Below are 15,075 nucleotides of genomic sequence, written 5' to 3' on the forward strand. Positions count from 1 at the left end.
AGGTCCAGATGAAGAGATGACAATTATGGAACGATCATCTGGTAATCGGAGAGCGTTCCATATTTATTTTAAGGAGGATTTGCCGTGAAAGCACTTGTAAAAACAGAGTTAGGATTTGGTCATTTAGAAATTAAAGATAAACCGGAACCATCCCCAGGGAAAGATCAAGTTAAAATCGAAGTAAAATACGCTGGTATTTGTGGTTCAGATATTCATACGTATGAAGGATATTACAAAGTAAAGGCTCCGGTGACGTTAGGACATGAATTTTCTGGCGAAATAGTGGAGCTTGGTGAGGGAGTTAATGAGTTAAATGTTGGCGATCGTGTGACTTCTGAAACTACTTTTTATATTTGCGGTGTGTGTAAGTATTGTCAATCTGGTGATTATAATCTCTGTAATTATCGTAAGGGACTCGGTACGCAACAAGACGGTGGATTTACGAAATATGTAATCGCCCGAAAAGAAAGTGTTCATCGTCTTCCAGATAATGTGGATTATCGTTCAGCTGCGATGACAGAGCCATTGGCATGTACCTATCATGCTATTGAGAATATCGAAATTAATCAAGGTGATCTCGTGGTTGTTATTGGCCCAGGACCGATTGGATTACTTGCAGCTCAGGTTGCGAAAAGTCGTGGAGCTAGAGTTATCATAACTGGTTTAACTAATGATAAAATCCGTTTGGATAAAGCATTAGAAATTGGTATTGATTATGCTGTCAATACACAGGAACAAGATGTAAATGAATTAGTGAATGAATTAACAAATAGCTATGGAGCAGACGTTGTTCTCGAGTGTTCAGGTGCTGTTCCGGCTGCAAAACAAGGTTTAGATCTCTTACGCAAAAAAGGTCAATATGCTCAAGTTGGCATCTTCGCTAATGCCGAAGTGCAATTTGATTTAGAAAAAATTATACAAAAAGAAATCCGAGTCGTAGGTAGCAGAAGTCAAAAACCTGCTGACTGGGAACCATCTCTTGCATTAATGAACGAAGGAAAAGTAAACGCAGAAGCACTGGTGACACATGAATTTAACATTACACAATGGGATGAAGCATATGACGCAATTAAAAGTGGAGATGCAATTAAAGTCTTGCTAACTCCAATAGAAGATTAATAAACACCTATGAAGGGAGTCAATAGAATTGAATAAATATGATAATTTAGCATCAATTATTGATTATACATTACTTGATCCAACGGCTACAAAAGAAGATATTAAGAAGTTTTGCGAAGAAACTATAGAGCATGGGTTTAAAACTGTGTTCGTAAATCCGTATTATATTTCTTACGCACACTCACTCCTTTCTCCGCATGGAATAAAAGTGGGCGCGCCTATCGGATTTTCACTTGGTGGCGCCACTACTCATGTAAAAGTAGAAGAAACAAAGGAAGCGATTGAGAATGGTGCAGAAGAAATAGACATGTTGATTAACTTAGGTGCATTAAAATCAGGTGAATATGATGTAGTGAAAAAAGATATTGTCGAAGTAGTGAAAGTTTCTAAAGGTTTAACGACTAAAGTTATTATTGAAACAGCCTTACTTACAGACGATGAAAAAGTGATAGCAACTGAACTGATTAAGGAAGCTGGTGCTGATTTTGTAAAAACAGCCACTGGATTTAACGGTGGAGGCGCAACAGTTGAAGATGTGAAATTTCTTCGTAAAGTTGCCGGCAATAACATTGGAGTAAAGGCAGCTGGGGGAGTTAAGACTTACGAAGATGCAATGAATATTATTGCAGCTGGCGCAACTCGTTTAGGTGCAAGCAGTGCTGTTGCTATAATCAATGGAGAAAACTCAAAGGTTAATTATTAATTAAGGGAAAGTTGTTTAATTGGAAAGTGACTGAACTCATTAATTTAAAGAAAATGAGGGGTAGATATGGTAGAAACAATGCTTGATTTTATGTTAGGACCAATGCGAGGGATTAGCCATTTTTATTTTGAACATCAGATGTTATTTAACATGATAATAGTTGGTCTTGCTCTTTATAAATTATTTTTTACGAAAAAAAATAAGGCGAATGAATCAACCAACTATTAATAGAACAGCTTAGATGCAAGGAAGGAAGTCTTGATATGAGATCGTTAAATCTCTACGGAATAAAAGATATACGTTTTGAAGATTCTCCCAAGCCTGTTATTGAAAATAGAGATGATGTTATTGTTAAAGTAAAAGCAGTGGGAATTTGTGGATCTGATATATCACGATATAATAAACTCGGGCCTTATGTAGAGGGAATGACTTTTGGACATGAATTTTCAGGGGTTGTTGATGAAGTAGGTGCAGGAGTAACCCATTTCTTACCGGGTGATCGTGTGGCTGCATGCCCAACATACGTGTGTGGTCAATGTGAAAGTTGTAGAAGTGGTCAACCATCTCAGTGTGAAAACTTAACAGTAATTGGTGCTCGTCATCCAGGTGCTTATGCAGAGTATGTAAAAATAGCGGCCAGTCATTTAATTGCTCTTCCAAATGATGTTGATTTCGATACAGCTGCCTTAGTGGAACCATCTTCTGTAGTAGCACATGGTTTCTATCGTACTACTATACAGCCGGGGGCAGAGGTTGCAATTATGGGAGTTGGGAGCATTGGTTTATTAGCGGTTCAATGGGCCAAAATATTTGGAGCAAGAAAAGTCTATGCTATTGATATAGACAATAATAATTTGAAAATAGCAAAAGAACTTGGAGCGGATGTATTAATAAATTCGTTAGAATCACCCGCACATGAACAAATAGCTGATTATACACATGGCCGAGGAGTTGATTTAGCAGTTGAATCTGCTGGCTCCCCAGTAACATCAGCACAAGTATTTGCTCTACCGAAAAAAGGTGGGGAAGTTGTATTTATGGGTATACCTTATGCTGATATAAATATTAAACGTTTTTACTTTGAGAAAATTGTACGCAATGAGCTAAAAGTCTATGGATCATGGAATTCAGTTTCCGCACCGTTCCCAGGAAAGGAATGGAAAACAAGCATTCATTATATGAGTACAGGACAAATCCAGTCTAATCCAATGATTTCCCATAGACTTGAGCTGCGAGAAGGAACAGAAATGTTCGATAAAATTATTAACCGTCAGATCGATTCTATTAAGGTTTTATTTTATCCAGAACTTGGAGCACATGCAGTCTCAAAACCAACCGGTGTTATGAGAGAAAGTTAACTTAATAGAGGATAGAGAAATAAACCTTTTCGCATAACTGTATCTTTACATTAATTTAAAAAAGTAAAAGTTAAAACTAAATTAAATTAGATTCCTGTTGGAGATAATGTTGTATTCATTATCATAGTTGAATACAATTTACTTTAGTAATGCTAGATTAATTCAAAAAAGAAGGCGGTTTCTTTAGCGTTGGTATAAGAGATGGATACTGTTAAAATGAACGTGTATTCCATTTAATCAACCCTACTTCAGTCTACAAGAAATGGTAAAATTAACTGAGCAAATGTTACAATTACGTACAATAGAAGGTAAGATTAAAGCTGTAAAAAATGCAATAAATTTATAGGCGCTTTGTAGCGCGGGACTCGGGAGGGGAAAAAGAATCCAATGAACCAATCAAAACAACTAGTAGGACAAGAAGCAGTAAAATATATTCAAGATGGAATGAAAGTAGGGCTCGGTTCAGGCTCGACTGTATATTATATGGTGAAAGCGCTTGGAGAAAGAGTGAAGGCGGAAGGATTAAATGTTGTAGCTATTTCCACCTCGGAAGTCACGGATGAGTGGGCAAAGGAATTCGGCATTCCGCTTACTGATTTTTCCTATACCCAAGAACTCGATATTGCGATTGATGGTGCGGATGAAGTGGATGACAATCTTCAACTCATTAAAGGCGGCGGTGGAGCGTTATTCCGTGAGAAAGTTGTAGCTGCAGCGGCAAAAGAGTTTATTGTCATTGTGGATGAATCAAAAATTGTTTCCACTTTAGGTAAGTTTCCTTTGCCAGTGGAAATCGTTCCATTCGGCTGGGAAGTAGTCGCTCGAAAGATTGAAAAATTAGGCGGCGCACCAAAGTTGAGAGAAAAAGCTGGTGAAATATTCGTTACGGATAACGGGAACTATATATTGGATTGTGCATTTGAAGAGATCCATGATCCGGTAGCGACACACGAACAACTAATCGCGCTTGTTGGTGTTGTTGAAACGGGTTTATTTGTGGATATGACGAAGAAAGTGATTGTCGCAGATAACGGTAGCACGAAACTGATAACGAAATAATTTAATGAATGGTGGGACAGAGGGTCAGAGGCACTGTCCCAGTTTGGGTAAGTGGGACAAAAGGGTCGGAGGCACTGTCCCAAAAATAATTGATCATCGCTTCTGCAACAAATGCACACCAAAAAGGGCACTGACCCATAGCATTACAGCCTTAGAAAAAAGCATTCGTTCCCGGAACGAATGCTTTTTCTAACGATTCATTTAGGCAACGAGCCTATAAAAATCATACAATAGGATTCAAACTGGGACACTACCTCTGACCCCTTGTCCCGGCAAAGAGTCTGCTGATTTCAATGATTGTTTTGGTTGCTTTTTCCATGTTGTCGATGGAGATGTATTCGAATTTGCCGTGGAAGTTTTCGCCGCCGGTAAAGATATTTGGAGTTGGCAGGCCCATGTAAGAAAGTTGGGAGCCGTCTGTTCCGCCGCGGATTGGTTCGATGATCGGTTCGATATCAAGGTTTTTCATCGCTTGACTTGCGATTTCCACTACTTCTTTTACCGGTTCAATTTTCTCACGCATATTGTAATACTGATCTTTCATTTCCAGCAAAACATTTTCCGCGCCGTGCTTTTCTTGCATTTCACTGACGAAACGCTCTACAGTATTTTTTCTCTCCGCAAATTTATCTTTATCATGGTCACGGATAATATAGTACACTTTTGTTGTTTCGACATCACTTTCTATGGAAATCAGATGATAGAAGCCTTCATAGCCCTCCGTATGTTCCGGTGCTTCTTTTTCCGGGAATTTCTGAATGAATTCAACAGCGAGCTTACCGGAGTTTACCATTTTATTTTTGGCGGTTCCTGGATGGACACTATTTCCTTTAAAAGTTACTTTCGCAGCTGCTGCATTAAAGCTTTCATACTGCAATTCGCCGAGTGGACCGCCATCGACGGTGTAAGCATACGTCGCATCGAAACGCTTTACATCAAAATGTTGTGGACCGCGCCCAATTTCTTCATCTGGTGTAAAGGCGACGCGAATGCGGCCGTGCTCGATTTCGGGGTGTTGCTTCAAATAATTCATCGCTGTCATGATTTCTGCGATTCCTGCTTTGTTATCGGCACCAAGCAATGTTGTGCCGTCTGTGGTCATTAATGTATGTCCTTTATAACTAGGGAGCTCGGGAAACTCCTGTGCAGATAGCACTACGCCAAGTTCTTTATTCAGCGTAATGTCATTGCCATCGAAATTCTCGATAATTTGCGGATTAACATTTTTGCCTGTAAAGTCGGTTGCTGTATCTAAATGAGCAAGGAATCCAATAGTAGGAACATCTTTATCTGTGTTGCTCGGAAGTGTTCCCATTAAATAACCATTTTCGTCGGCTTCCACGTCTTCTAGTCCAATTGCTTTCATTTCGCGGATTAATACGTCGACAAGTTCGAGTTGGCCTTTTGTCGTTGGGATTGTCGTTGAGTTCTCATTCGACTGGGTGTCAATTTTGGCATATGTAGTAAGTCGTTCAATTAGTTCTTCTTTCATCCTGCATCCACTCCTTTAATAATAGTCTGATTAGCAATCACATTACCCATAGTTTAGCATACATTTACGGAAGCGCCGAATGCGACTCCGGTTAAGTATCGGAAAATTTGAATAAAAATCTTTCTTGTTTATAAAGAAACGGCTACAATGAAGGTAAGGATGAAATGATTTGGAGGGAATTTTTGATGACGAATTTAATCAGCGTGGAACGCTTAAAGAAACGATTAGAGAATAATCAAGATAATACGGTGATTGTGGATACAAGATTCAAGCTTGATGATGAAGATGCAGGAAGGAAATTGTATCTGGAAAGTCATCTTCCTGGTGCAGTGTATTTGGATTTGAATAGAGATCTTTCAGGAAAAATACTCAAACATGGTGGTTCACATCCATTGCCGGACTTCCCGAATTTCATTGAAAAACTTGGAAATATTGGGATAGATGAAGATACAACAGTTGTTATTTATGATGAAGGCAATGATATGTTTGCAGCGAGGCTCTGGTGGTTGCTTGATGCGCTTGGCCATGACAAGGTATATATTTTAGAAGGTGGCTATGCCCGCTGGGTGGAGGAAGGGAATGAAGTGACGGATGCGATTCCTTCCCTTAAACCGAAAAAATTCACCGCAACCTTTGATGAGGATAAAATTGTTGATATGCAGACGGTGAGAGAGAAGTTGGATACAGACGCGGTATTGATTGATTCACGTGCGAAAAATAGATACTTAGGAGATTATGAACCGCTTTATAGTAAAGCAGGTCATATTCCAGGAGCGAAAAATTATCCGTGGCAAGCCGTTCTTTCTGCAGATGGGAAGTGGCTTAAGGGAGAAGAATTGCAGCAACATTTTTCGGATTTGGATAAAAATGATGAAATTATCGTCTCCTGTGGTTCCGGTGTTTCTGCTTGTGTTAATATAATAGCATTGAAGGCTGCTGGGTATGAGAATGTGCGGCTTTATCCAGGGAGCTTCAGCGATTGGATTTCTTATGATGAAAATGAAATTGAAATCGGGGAAGATTAAGCGATGGATGTAACACGTTGTTCCTGGGTAACGGATGATCCGCTTTACATGGAATATCATGATCAAGAATGGGGTATACCTGTACATGATGACCGGAAGTTTTTCGAAATGCTTACACTTGAAGGTGCTCAAGCTGGTCTAAGCTGGATTACAATTTTAAAACGGCGGGAAAATTACCGAAAAGCATTCGATGATTTCAATGTGGAAGTGATCAGCCAATATTCCGATTGGAAAGTGGAGGAGCTGCTGCAGGATTCTGGAATCATCCGTAACCGTAGAAAGATAGAATCTGTTAGGAAGAATGCGCAAGTCTTTTTAAAGATACAAGATGAATTTGGCAGCTTTGATGCTTATATTTGGCGGTTTGTCGGTGGAAAGCCGATCATTAATCATTGGAACAAACATGAAGAAGTCCCCGCGAAGACAAAAGAATCAGAGACGTTAGCTAAAGATTTGAAAAAGCGGGGCTTCAGTTTTGCTGGACCAACTATTTTGTATGCTTTTATGCAGGCGACAGGCTTGGTTAACGATCATGTGAAAGGTTGCTTTCTTTACAGGAAAGATTTAGCGAAATAATTGGAGGAGGAAATGGCAATAGGCTCTTCAAGGTCTAACTCAAATAGACATAGGAAATTGAGTGTTTTACTCTGGTACCGGATTTACCGGAATTATAAAAATAATACAGCACGATCAAGCAGAATTTTAAAGGATTGGAATCTAACCAATGCCCAGTACGATATCCTAAGTAGAATTGCTGAGGCGAAAACCTTATCGCAACAAGAGCTCGCCGATCAACTGTTGGTAACCAAAGCGAATATCACACAGATTATTAAGAGACTGGAGCAGCTTGATTTAATAAAAAAGGAAAAAGATTGGAAAACAAATTATATTTCCCTCTCCGAAAAAGGGAAAACCGTCTACAAGGAATCCAATCAAGTACTGGAGGAATTTCAACAAGACTATTTCAAAAAGCTAACAATCGAGGAAAAAAAACAACTCCTCCATCTCCTTAGAAAAGTTGAGAAATAGCAGGTTCAATGGTGCCCTTCATCGCTATTTTGGAAGGGCGTTTTTCTGTTTATAAGAAGCTATAAAATATAAATGCTATGGAAAACTTAGATATCTAGGGCTGGTCACGCCCGGCTCCAGCGCCTGTTCTTGAGCGGGAAGATTGACTCATTCTTCAGTTAAGGTTTAAACTGATGGTAAATATCAGTTAAGTTATTAACTGAAGTGCTAATGGATAATTGAAGGGAAGACAGATAAATATGGAAAAATATCGCATAAATCCTAATAATGGTTTGGAGTTCGGGATTTTCACATTAGGGGACCATTTATATAACCCGCATAAAGGAGAACGCATCTCTGCGCAGCAACGAATAAAGGAAATTATAGAAGTTGCCGAGCTGGCGGAACAAGCGGGGTTAGACTTTATTGGAGTGGGGGAAAGCCATCAAGAGTTTTTCGCAACTCAAGCCCATGCTATTATATTGTCAGCAATTGCCCAAGCGACGGAAAAGATTAAACTTGGCAGTACGTCAACAATTATCAGTACATCGGACCCAGTTCGTGTCTATGAAGATTTTGCCACGATTGATTTAATTTCAAACGGACGAGCGGAGATTATTGCTGGGCGTGCTTCAAGGGTCGGGCTTTTTGAATTATTAGGTTACGACTTACGTGATTATGAAGAGTTGTTCGAAGAGAAGTTTGAATTGCTACTGGAGATTAATGAAAAGGAAATAGTGAATTGGAGCGGGGAACATCGAGCGCCTTTACGAAATGCGAAAGTTTTGCCACGGCCGCAAGATGGATCACTTCCGATTTGGCGAGCGGTTGGCGGCACACCAGCGAGTGCCATTAAAGCAGGATTACAGGGTGTGCCGATGAGCCAGGCGATGTTAGGTGGAGCGGTTTCTTCCTTTAAACAGCCGATTGATGTGTACCGTAAGTCATTACAGCAAGCAGGCCACAATCCAGACGATTTCCCGGTTGCGACGACAACCTTTTTCTATGCGGCGGAAACTTCACAGGAAGCTTTACGAGAGTATTACCCGCACATCAATGAAGGAATGAAGCTGACCAATGGTCAAGGTTTCCCGAAACAATTATTCGCTCAAGCCGTTGACCCTAGGAGTGTAATCAATGTCGGTAGTCCGCAACAGATCATTGAGAAAATCCTGTATCAACATGAACAGTTTAACCATCAAAGATATATGGCTCAGCTCGACTTTGGCGGTGTTCCACTAGAAAAGATGAAGAAGAATATTGAAATTATCGGGAATGAAATTTTACCAGCTGTTAAAAAATACACTACGAAAAAATAAGGTTGAAAAAACGTGAAGATAGTTGCGCTATCAGGATCCAATGCCGGGACGTAGATACGGTTATGTTGAGAGAGGAAATCCAAGCAGAAAAAGAAAAAGGATATGGTTTTAAAAAGATAAGAAGGTATAAAATAAAAATGCCTTAATAACTTAGGTATCCAGGGCTAGCCACGTCCGGCTCCAGCGCCCAGCAACTATCAAACTTCACACTCCTCCAATCGATAAGTCAACATCAACTCACTATCGTTCGTTGTGTTTCCTATATCTCATTCCGGAGTGATCCAGTTTGTACGTTGCTAAACGGGCGCTTGCGCCTTTGTTAAGAAGATACAAATAATAGCCTAGTTCAGATAAGGAACTTAGGCTATTGTTTTAATGGAATATTCGTTTTACAGCAGCTGTAAAATCATCAAAAAATGCTGGCCGATCCTCTTGGGCTAGACCTTGGTCCATGTTCGCTGCAATTCCTTCGTTATACCATTTCTGGTCTTCATATCCTGCGTTGAATATATCCCAAATGGCTTGTCCCTGTTCTTTGATGTCTTTCTCAAGTGACAATAGATTATCAAATCGGTCCGCAACGATGAGTTGCTTTTCTTCACTGCTGGCCTTTTTCAATATATCGAGGGTATGCTGCTTCCGTTCTTTCCATGACTTGGATTTATCTTCGGTATGGGACCGTACAAGGTCTGCTACTGCTTTACCAAACTCTTTTTCAATTTCTTCTATTTCTATTGGCGTATCCTCAACTACATCGTGTAAATAAGCAGCACATATGAGTTCATCACTTGCGCCGTTTTTTTCCAAAAAGGTTGCCACGCGAATAGGGTGGGTGACATAGGGAACATTGCCGACTTTCCGGTATTGACCTTCGTGGGCTTTTTCTGCAAATCGTTTTGCTTTCTCCTTCAAAAGGATTCTCCTTTCATAACGTGAAACTTCATTCAGTGGGGGTTTCCTTCCCTCCCTGAATGTTAGTTGAACAGAATCAGGTATTTACGGACTGTATATCCCCCACTTCACATATTGGGCTTCCTTCCATGTTTAGAGGTGAGGGGTATTACAGACCGTTAATACGTGATAAAGTGAAACTTCATTCAGTGGGGAATCCTTACCTCCCCACTGAATGTTAGTTGAACAGAATCAGGTATTTACGGACTGTATATCCCCCACTTCACATGTTGGGCTTCCTTCCATGTTTAGAGGTGGGGGTATTACAGACCGTTAATACGTGATAAACGTTACAATTCCCAATCTGTCGAGAGTATGTTTACCAATTCTCCGTATTTTTCATCTCCAAGGACATGGCGGATTTGTTCTTCGAGTGCCGTTTTCAATTCTTTATTTTCTTCGTAACAAATGACTCCCAGTGGTGTTAATTGTACGTATTTACTCCGCTTATTATTCTCAGTCGGCTCTGTTTTTACTAGTCCACGCTCTTCAAGCTTCCGAATTAACTTGTGGGTTCCTTGGCGCGTGAACTTTCCATTTCTTCCGACGTCTGCAATCAGTTCTCTTCCATAATTGATCCAATCCAAAATGAACCATTCGGAACTTGTAAGTTGAATTTCATTTCGATCATTCCATCTGCTTTCAATAGCATCACGAGTCTCTTGATGTTTTTTTCTTAGTAAATCAAATATATCTATCGTAACGATTTCTCCTGTCATGTATGAACACCTCTTATTTCCGTACCATGTTATAAAGTTTAATTACCTATTCCAGAACCGTTCAAACAACTGTATAGTTGAACACCCGAGCTATACTATACAGAGCTTGACGAGGGGTTGTCAACAAGTTGACAAATTGTTGAAAAAGTAGTAAAATTAAAGTGTGACTCGATTTGATGAACGAGAGAAAATGGAGGTTGGCAAATGTTTAAAGTTGGAGATTTAATCATCTACTCTTCACATGGTGTATGTAAAATTGATGACATTTGCGAAAGAAGCTACCGGGATGTAACACGTGAATATTATATTCTGCATCCAATGGAGGATCCGAATTTAACAATCAGTGTACCGGTGGATAATGAACAGGTCGTCATGTTGGATATTATGGGTAAGAAAGAGGCAAAAACAATCCTTGAATCCTTTGAAGAACCTGGAATCGAATGGATTGAGGATGCCAAACAACGTAATAGAAAATATAACAGCTTGATCAATAGTGGTGACCGCGATGAGATTGTTAAGATTGCCAACACTCTCATGCGTAAACAGAAAGAAGCGAAAATAAATAAAGAACGAATGTATGACCAAGACCAGAAGATGCTTGAAGAAATTCAGCGGATCATATTCCAAGAATTAGCAGCATCTCTTGATACAACAGTTGAACGTATCATCGAACGGATTAACAAGATTATCCCTTCGAAGGTATCCTAATATAACGGAAGAAATTGACCTTGACGTATGAAACAAGGTCAATTTTTTGTTTCTTCAGACAAAGGGGGTAGTGTTGATTGGTTTGCATTTACCGTTCCCTTGTTTTTTGCCTGGTGTGATGATCGAGCTCCTAATCCCTCGAATCATCCAGTCCTGGCTTTGTTCAATCAACAAGAGAGCTTCTTCTTTTATTTACCAGATGAAACAAGTAAAATAGCTAATAAGGCAAATTATTTTCTCGGAGGTACTATACGATGACCAAAGGAATTAACCAAAGAAAAACCGAGCACATCCGTTTATGTTTAACGGGGAATGTGGAAGGTGTAGATAAATCGACAGGCTTAGAAGGCATTCATTTTATACATAATGCATTACCGGAGATCAACTTCGACTCCATCTCAATGGAAACGAGCTTTTTAGGAAAGCAGTTGAAGGCTCCATTTCTTGTAAGCTCGATGACCGGTGGCTCAGAACTGGCGACAGAAATTAATCAGAACTTGGCTCTAGCTGCTGAAGAGCGAGGCTGGGTGATGGCGATTGGTTCTACACGTGCATTCTTAGAAAGTGACCAACATAAGGAATCCTTCCTGATCCGCAGGCAAGCTCCTACCGTTCCATTAATCGTCAATATCGGAGCGGTGCAGTTCAATTACGGTTATGGAGCAGAAGAATGCCAGCGGATTATTGATAAGACTGACGCAGATTCAATTGTCCTTCACTTAAATAGTATGCAGGAAATCGTACAGGATGAGGGCGATGTCAACTTTGAAAATCTGCTACCTAAAATTGAAGAGGTATGTAAGACGCTGGAAGTACCTGTTGGCGTCAAAGAGGTCGGCTTTGGAATTGACGGAGAAGTCGCTGAAAAATTATACAATGCAGGAATTGCTTACATTGATGTCGCAGGTGCTGGCGGTACATCTTGGAGCCAAGTGGAGAAACTACGCTCCCGGAATAAATTGAAGAAGGCAGCTGCCGAGGCATTTAACAATTGGGGACTACCAACGAAGGACTGTCTCGTGTCTGTCCGAAACAAGTTACCTGACGCGCCTCTTGTAGCGAGCGGCGGAATGAGTACCGGGGTGGATGCTGCAAAAGCAATTACAATCGGTGCTGATATAATCGGGTTCGCTCGTCATTTACTAAAAGCAGCGACTGAATCGCCGGAAGCTGTTCACGAGACAATGGAACAAATTGAACTGGAACTCCAGATGACAATGTTTGGAATTGGTGTGAAGAACCTAGAAGAACTCAAGAATACGAAACGTGTCAATATTATGGGCACATCCCTTATGGACGAAATGTAAAGCAAGTTTCATCTCTTTCCAACCTGGGTAATAGAATTAACAGACTGGGAGGGATGAAAATGGTTTGGACAATAGAGGATTATCCTCCATCCATGAAAAATTTACCCGACGTCACAAGGAAGAAAGCGATAGATATTGCCAACGCCATGATTGATGAAGGTTATGAGGAAGGACGCGCACTCCCGATAGCCATTAGCCAAGCAAAAGAATGGCGCGAAAATGCCACGGATGAGGAAGTGGAGCATTACCGGAAATATGGAAAAGTCACGACCCGATCCCCGGAGGACCGCAAGCATAAAAGTAATCCGGAACGAATGGAAGAAGGAGAAATTGTGCGGGCGCATGAGGACGGCTGGGCAGTCGAATCCAAAGGAGCAGAGCGTCCGAGCAATGTTTTTGATGCGAAGCGTGACGCCATAAAACGGGCAAAAGAAATTGCAGATAATAAAGGAACCTCTGTCACTGTCTACAAGAAAGACGGAACCGTTCAGGAAAAATATTCATTTGATTAATATAATGAAAAAGCAGCGGAGCTTGAAAATAGGCCCGCTGTTTTTTTGTGTATTATTCAGGCAGATTATTTCAACGATACCCCCCTCTATGCTACAATTAATGCAGTCTTAAGCGAATTGGAAATTGTACGATTAAAGGAGAACCATTTAAATGAAAATCGAAATTTGGTCAGATTTTGTATGTCCCTTCTGTTATATCGGGAAAAGAATTTTAGAAAAAGCGTTGGAAGGGTTCCCGCATAATGAATCTGTGATAATTGAATATAAAAGTTACCAGCTTGATCCGACCGCCGAGCACATTCCGGGAAAAGACTTTTATAAAACCTTTTCCGAACTAAAGGGAATCTCATTAGATGAGGTAAAAAGGATGAATGAACAAGTCAGTGCCCAGGCGAAATTAGTTGGACTCGATTATCGTTTCGATACGATGCAATATGCGAACACCTTTGATGCTCACCGCCTGTTTCATTATGCTGAGCAGAAAGGGAAGGGAGAAGCGATGACAGAACGTCTCCTGCACGCATATTTCACCGAATCGGAATTATTGAGTGATATCGATACATTAGTTAAGCTAGCGGCCGAAGTTGGTCTTGATCCAGAAGAAACAAGTAGGATGTTACAATCGAAAAAATATTCCCAGAAAGTGAAAGAAGATATTGCCGTTGCCCACGAGCTTGGTGTGCAAGGTGTCCCGTTCTTTGTCTTTAATGAGAAATACGCGTTATCCGGGGCCCAGCCGAGCGAAGTATTTTCACAGGCACTCGCTAAAGTTTGGGAAGAGGAAGAAAAATCCCCAGCAGCAAAAAAGAAGAAATCAAAGACTTCTTATTGTACGGATGAAGGCTGTGTAGAACAATAAGGAAAAAACATACCGCAAAATAATGTGGTATGTTTTTTTATCGTATAAGAAACTATGTTATTTTCCCTTTTGGAGAGGTCGAGCGCCGTAATAGGGAAATAAACGGCGATTACTTTCCCTTGAGATGAGATGGAGCGCTGGAATGGGAAAATAAACAAGGATTACTTTCCCATGAGATGGAGCGCTGGAATGGGAGAATAAACGACGATTACTTTCCTTTGAGAATAGATGGAACCCTGGAATGGGAGAATAAACGAGGATTACTTTCCCATGAGATAAGATGGAGCGCTGGGATGGGAAAATAACCGAGGGTTACTTTCCCATGAGATGAGATGGAACCCTGGAATGGGAAAATAAACGAGGGTTACTTTCCCATGAGATGAGATGGAACCCTGGAATGGGAAAATAACCGAGGATTACTTTCCCATGAGAATAGATGGAGCGCTGGAATGGGAGAATAAACGAGGATTACTTTCCCATGAGAATAGATGGAACTCTGGAACAGGAAAGTAAACAGTGATTATTTTCCCTTTTCAAGAGCTGGAGCACGGAATAGAGAAATTAACAGTGATTAACATTCTCCCACCAACTATAAAATAAAAATGCTGTGATAACTCAGGTATCTAGGGCTAGCCACGTCCGGATCCAGCGCCCAGCAACTATCAAACTTCACACTCCTCTAATTGATAAGTCAACATCAACTCAGAACTAAAGGAAGGCCGCTTAAGTACGGGCTAAAGCCCAACAGCGGTATCCCCCTAAAGGGGCATGTTTCCTTTTTAATTCTCAATAACTTTTTCAGCTAAGCTAAATTCTTTTATGCCCAATCATTGACTACCCTTACAAATCTGATATACTGTAATTAACACCTAATTGATAATGAATATCATTCTTATTTAGAGTTAGTTGCAGGTGATAATAATTATTAATTAATCT

The 15,075-nt window shown here is 40.4% G+C and carries 17 protein-coding genes; 14 read left to right on the plus strand and 3 right to left on the minus strand.

From position 1 onward, the window contains the following. Positions 1-84 precede the first annotated feature (84 nt). From SPD53_RS09240 to rpiA, 5 genes are all read left to right on the plus strand, one after another. Positions 85-1,119, plus strand: a complete 1,035-nt coding sequence (locus SPD53_RS09240) for a zinc-binding dehydrogenase (protein ID WP_188857168.1) — start codon at positions 85-87, stop codon at positions 1,117-1,119. A 28-nt stretch (positions 1,120-1,147) separates the two neighbouring features. Next, positions 1,148-1,822, plus strand: a complete 675-nt coding sequence (gene deoC / locus SPD53_RS09245; protein ID WP_188857167.1) for a deoxyribose-phosphate aldolase — start codon at positions 1,148-1,150, stop codon at positions 1,820-1,822. 66 nt (positions 1,823-1,888) lie between these two features. Continuing rightward, the gene (locus SPD53_RS09250) at positions 1,889-2,050 is read left to right on the plus strand and encodes a hypothetical protein (RefSeq protein ID WP_188857166.1); all 162 of its coding nucleotides are present in this window, start codon (positions 1,889-1,891) and stop codon (positions 2,048-2,050) included. A gap of 35 nt (positions 2,051-2,085) precedes the next feature. Beyond that, positions 2,086-3,180, plus strand: coding sequence for a galactitol-1-phosphate 5-dehydrogenase (locus SPD53_RS09255; protein ID WP_336252364.1), 1,095 nt, complete (start codon positions 2,086-2,088; stop codon positions 3,178-3,180). A gap of 387 nt (positions 3,181-3,567) precedes the next feature. Continuing rightward, a complete protein-coding gene (gene rpiA, locus SPD53_RS09260) occupies positions 3,568-4,239 on the plus strand; it encodes a ribose-5-phosphate isomerase RpiA (RefSeq protein WP_336252365.1) in 672 nt (223 codons plus the stop codon). A 250-nt stretch (positions 4,240-4,489) separates the two neighbouring features. Here the strand turns inward: rpiA and pepT are convergent, their stop codons facing one another. Further along, entirely contained in the window at positions 4,490-5,731 is a 1,242-nt protein-coding gene (pepT, locus tag SPD53_RS09265) for a peptidase T (protein WP_336252366.1), read from the minus strand. Between the two features lie 185 nt (positions 5,732-5,916). Between pepT and SPD53_RS09270 the strand changes: the two genes are divergently transcribed. The 4 genes from SPD53_RS09270 to SPD53_RS09285 all read left to right on the plus strand — a co-directional run bounded on the left by SPD53_RS09270 (position 5,917) and on the right by SPD53_RS09285 (position 9,083). Beyond that, on the plus strand, positions 5,917-6,756 hold the full coding sequence (locus SPD53_RS09270) for a sulfurtransferase (protein WP_188857162.1): 840 nt from the start codon (positions 5,917-5,919) through the stop codon (positions 6,754-6,756). 3 nt (positions 6,757-6,759) lie between these two features. Continuing rightward, positions 6,760-7,332 (plus strand): DNA-3-methyladenine glycosylase I, encoded by a 573-nt coding sequence (locus SPD53_RS09275; RefSeq protein WP_188857161.1) that lies wholly within the window; start codon positions 6,760-6,762, stop codon positions 7,330-7,332. 57 nt (positions 7,333-7,389) lie between these two features. Further along, on the plus strand, positions 7,390-7,785 hold the full coding sequence (locus SPD53_RS09280) for a MarR family transcriptional regulator (protein WP_188857160.1): 396 nt from the start codon (positions 7,390-7,392) through the stop codon (positions 7,783-7,785). Positions 7,786-8,024: 239 nt separating this feature from the next. After that, positions 8,025-9,083: an LLM class flavin-dependent oxidoreductase gene (locus SPD53_RS09285; protein ID WP_156856055.1), complete on the plus strand. Its 1,059-nt coding sequence runs from the start codon at positions 8,025-8,027 to the stop codon at positions 9,081-9,083. A gap of 372 nt (positions 9,084-9,455) precedes the next feature. Here the strand turns inward: SPD53_RS09285 and SPD53_RS09290 are convergent, their stop codons facing one another. Together SPD53_RS09290 and SPD53_RS09295 are read right to left on the minus strand one after the other, a co-directional pair. After that, positions 9,456-9,995, minus strand: coding sequence for an HD domain-containing protein (locus SPD53_RS09290; protein WP_156856054.1), 540 nt, complete (start codon positions 9,993-9,995; stop codon positions 9,456-9,458). 329 nt (positions 9,996-10,324) lie between these two features. Continuing rightward, positions 10,325-10,753 carry a MarR family winged helix-turn-helix transcriptional regulator gene (locus tag SPD53_RS09295; protein ID WP_188857159.1) on the minus strand — a complete coding sequence of 143 codons (429 nt, stop codon included), beginning with the start codon at positions 10,751-10,753 and terminating at the stop codon, positions 10,325-10,327. Positions 10,754-10,957: 204 nt separating this feature from the next. Between SPD53_RS09295 and SPD53_RS09300 the strand changes: the two genes are divergently transcribed. The 5 genes from SPD53_RS09300 to SPD53_RS09320 all read left to right on the plus strand — a co-directional run bounded on the left by SPD53_RS09300 (position 10,958) and on the right by SPD53_RS09320 (position 14,139). Continuing rightward, entirely contained in the window at positions 10,958-11,461 is a 504-nt protein-coding gene (locus SPD53_RS09300; protein ID WP_156856052.1) for a CarD family transcriptional regulator, read from the plus strand. A gap of 27 nt (positions 11,462-11,488) precedes the next feature. After that, positions 11,489-11,719, plus strand: coding sequence for a hypothetical protein (locus SPD53_RS09305; RefSeq protein ID WP_156856051.1), 231 nt, complete (start codon positions 11,489-11,491; stop codon positions 11,717-11,719). Further along, complete coding sequence (fni, locus tag SPD53_RS09310; protein WP_156856050.1) at positions 11,716-12,768, plus strand: type 2 isopentenyl-diphosphate Delta-isomerase; 1,053 nt, start codon at positions 11,716-11,718, stop codon at positions 12,766-12,768. The genes SPD53_RS09305 and fni overlap by 4 nt, the downstream gene beginning before the upstream one ends. 59 nt (positions 12,769-12,827) lie before the next feature. Further along, positions 12,828-13,280 (plus strand): DUF2188 domain-containing protein, encoded by a 453-nt coding sequence (locus SPD53_RS09315; protein WP_156856049.1) that lies wholly within the window; start codon positions 12,828-12,830, stop codon positions 13,278-13,280. Between the two features lie 151 nt (positions 13,281-13,431). Continuing rightward, entirely contained in the window at positions 13,432-14,139 is a 708-nt protein-coding gene (locus SPD53_RS09320; RefSeq protein ID WP_336252367.1) for a DsbA family oxidoreductase, read from the plus strand. Positions 14,140-15,075 lie beyond the last annotated feature (936 nt).

This window comes from Oceanobacillus sp. MO10714A, from assembly GCF_037072045.1.
GTDB classification, from domain to species: Bacteria; Bacillota; Bacilli; order Bacillales; family Amphibacillaceae; genus Oceanobacillus; species Oceanobacillus indicireducens.

Bases quoted from the DNA above. Each gene is read 5' to 3' on its own strand.
- SPD53_RS09250 (WP_188857166.1), top strand. From the start codon at position 1,889: ATGGTAGAAACAATGCTTGATTTTATGTTAGGACCAATGCGAGGGATT.
- SPD53_RS09255 (WP_336252364.1), top strand. From the start codon at position 2,086: ATGAGATCGTTAAATCTCTACGGAATAAAAGATATACGTTTTGAAGAT.
- rpiA (WP_336252365.1), top strand. From the start codon at position 3,568: ATGAACCAATCAAAACAACTAGTAGGACAAGAAGCAGTAAAATATATT.
- pepT (WP_336252366.1), bottom strand. From the start codon at position 5,731: ATGAAAGAAGAACTAATTGAACGACTTACTACATATGCCAAAATTGAC.
- SPD53_RS09270 (WP_188857162.1), top strand. From the start codon at position 5,917: ATGACGAATTTAATCAGCGTGGAACGCTTAAAGAAACGATTAGAGAAT.
- SPD53_RS09275 (WP_188857161.1), top strand. From the start codon at position 6,760: ATGGATGTAACACGTTGTTCCTGGGTAACGGATGATCCGCTTTACATG.
- SPD53_RS09285 (WP_156856055.1), top strand. From the start codon at position 8,025: ATGGAAAAATATCGCATAAATCCTAATAATGGTTTGGAGTTCGGGATT.
- SPD53_RS09295 (WP_188857159.1), bottom strand. From the start codon at position 10,753: ATGACAGGAGAAATCGTTACGATAGATATATTTGATTTACTAAGAAAA.
- SPD53_RS09300 (WP_156856052.1), top strand. From the start codon at position 10,958: ATGTTTAAAGTTGGAGATTTAATCATCTACTCTTCACATGGTGTATGT.
- SPD53_RS09305 (WP_156856051.1), top strand. From the start codon at position 11,489: ATGAAACAAGGTCAATTTTTTGTTTCTTCAGACAAAGGGGGTAGTGTT.
- fni (WP_156856050.1), top strand. From the start codon at position 11,716: ATGACCAAAGGAATTAACCAAAGAAAAACCGAGCACATCCGTTTATGT.
- SPD53_RS09315 (WP_156856049.1), top strand. From the start codon at position 12,828: ATGGTTTGGACAATAGAGGATTATCCTCCATCCATGAAAAATTTACCC.
- SPD53_RS09320 (WP_336252367.1), top strand. From the start codon at position 13,432: ATGAAAATCGAAATTTGGTCAGATTTTGTATGTCCCTTCTGTTATATC.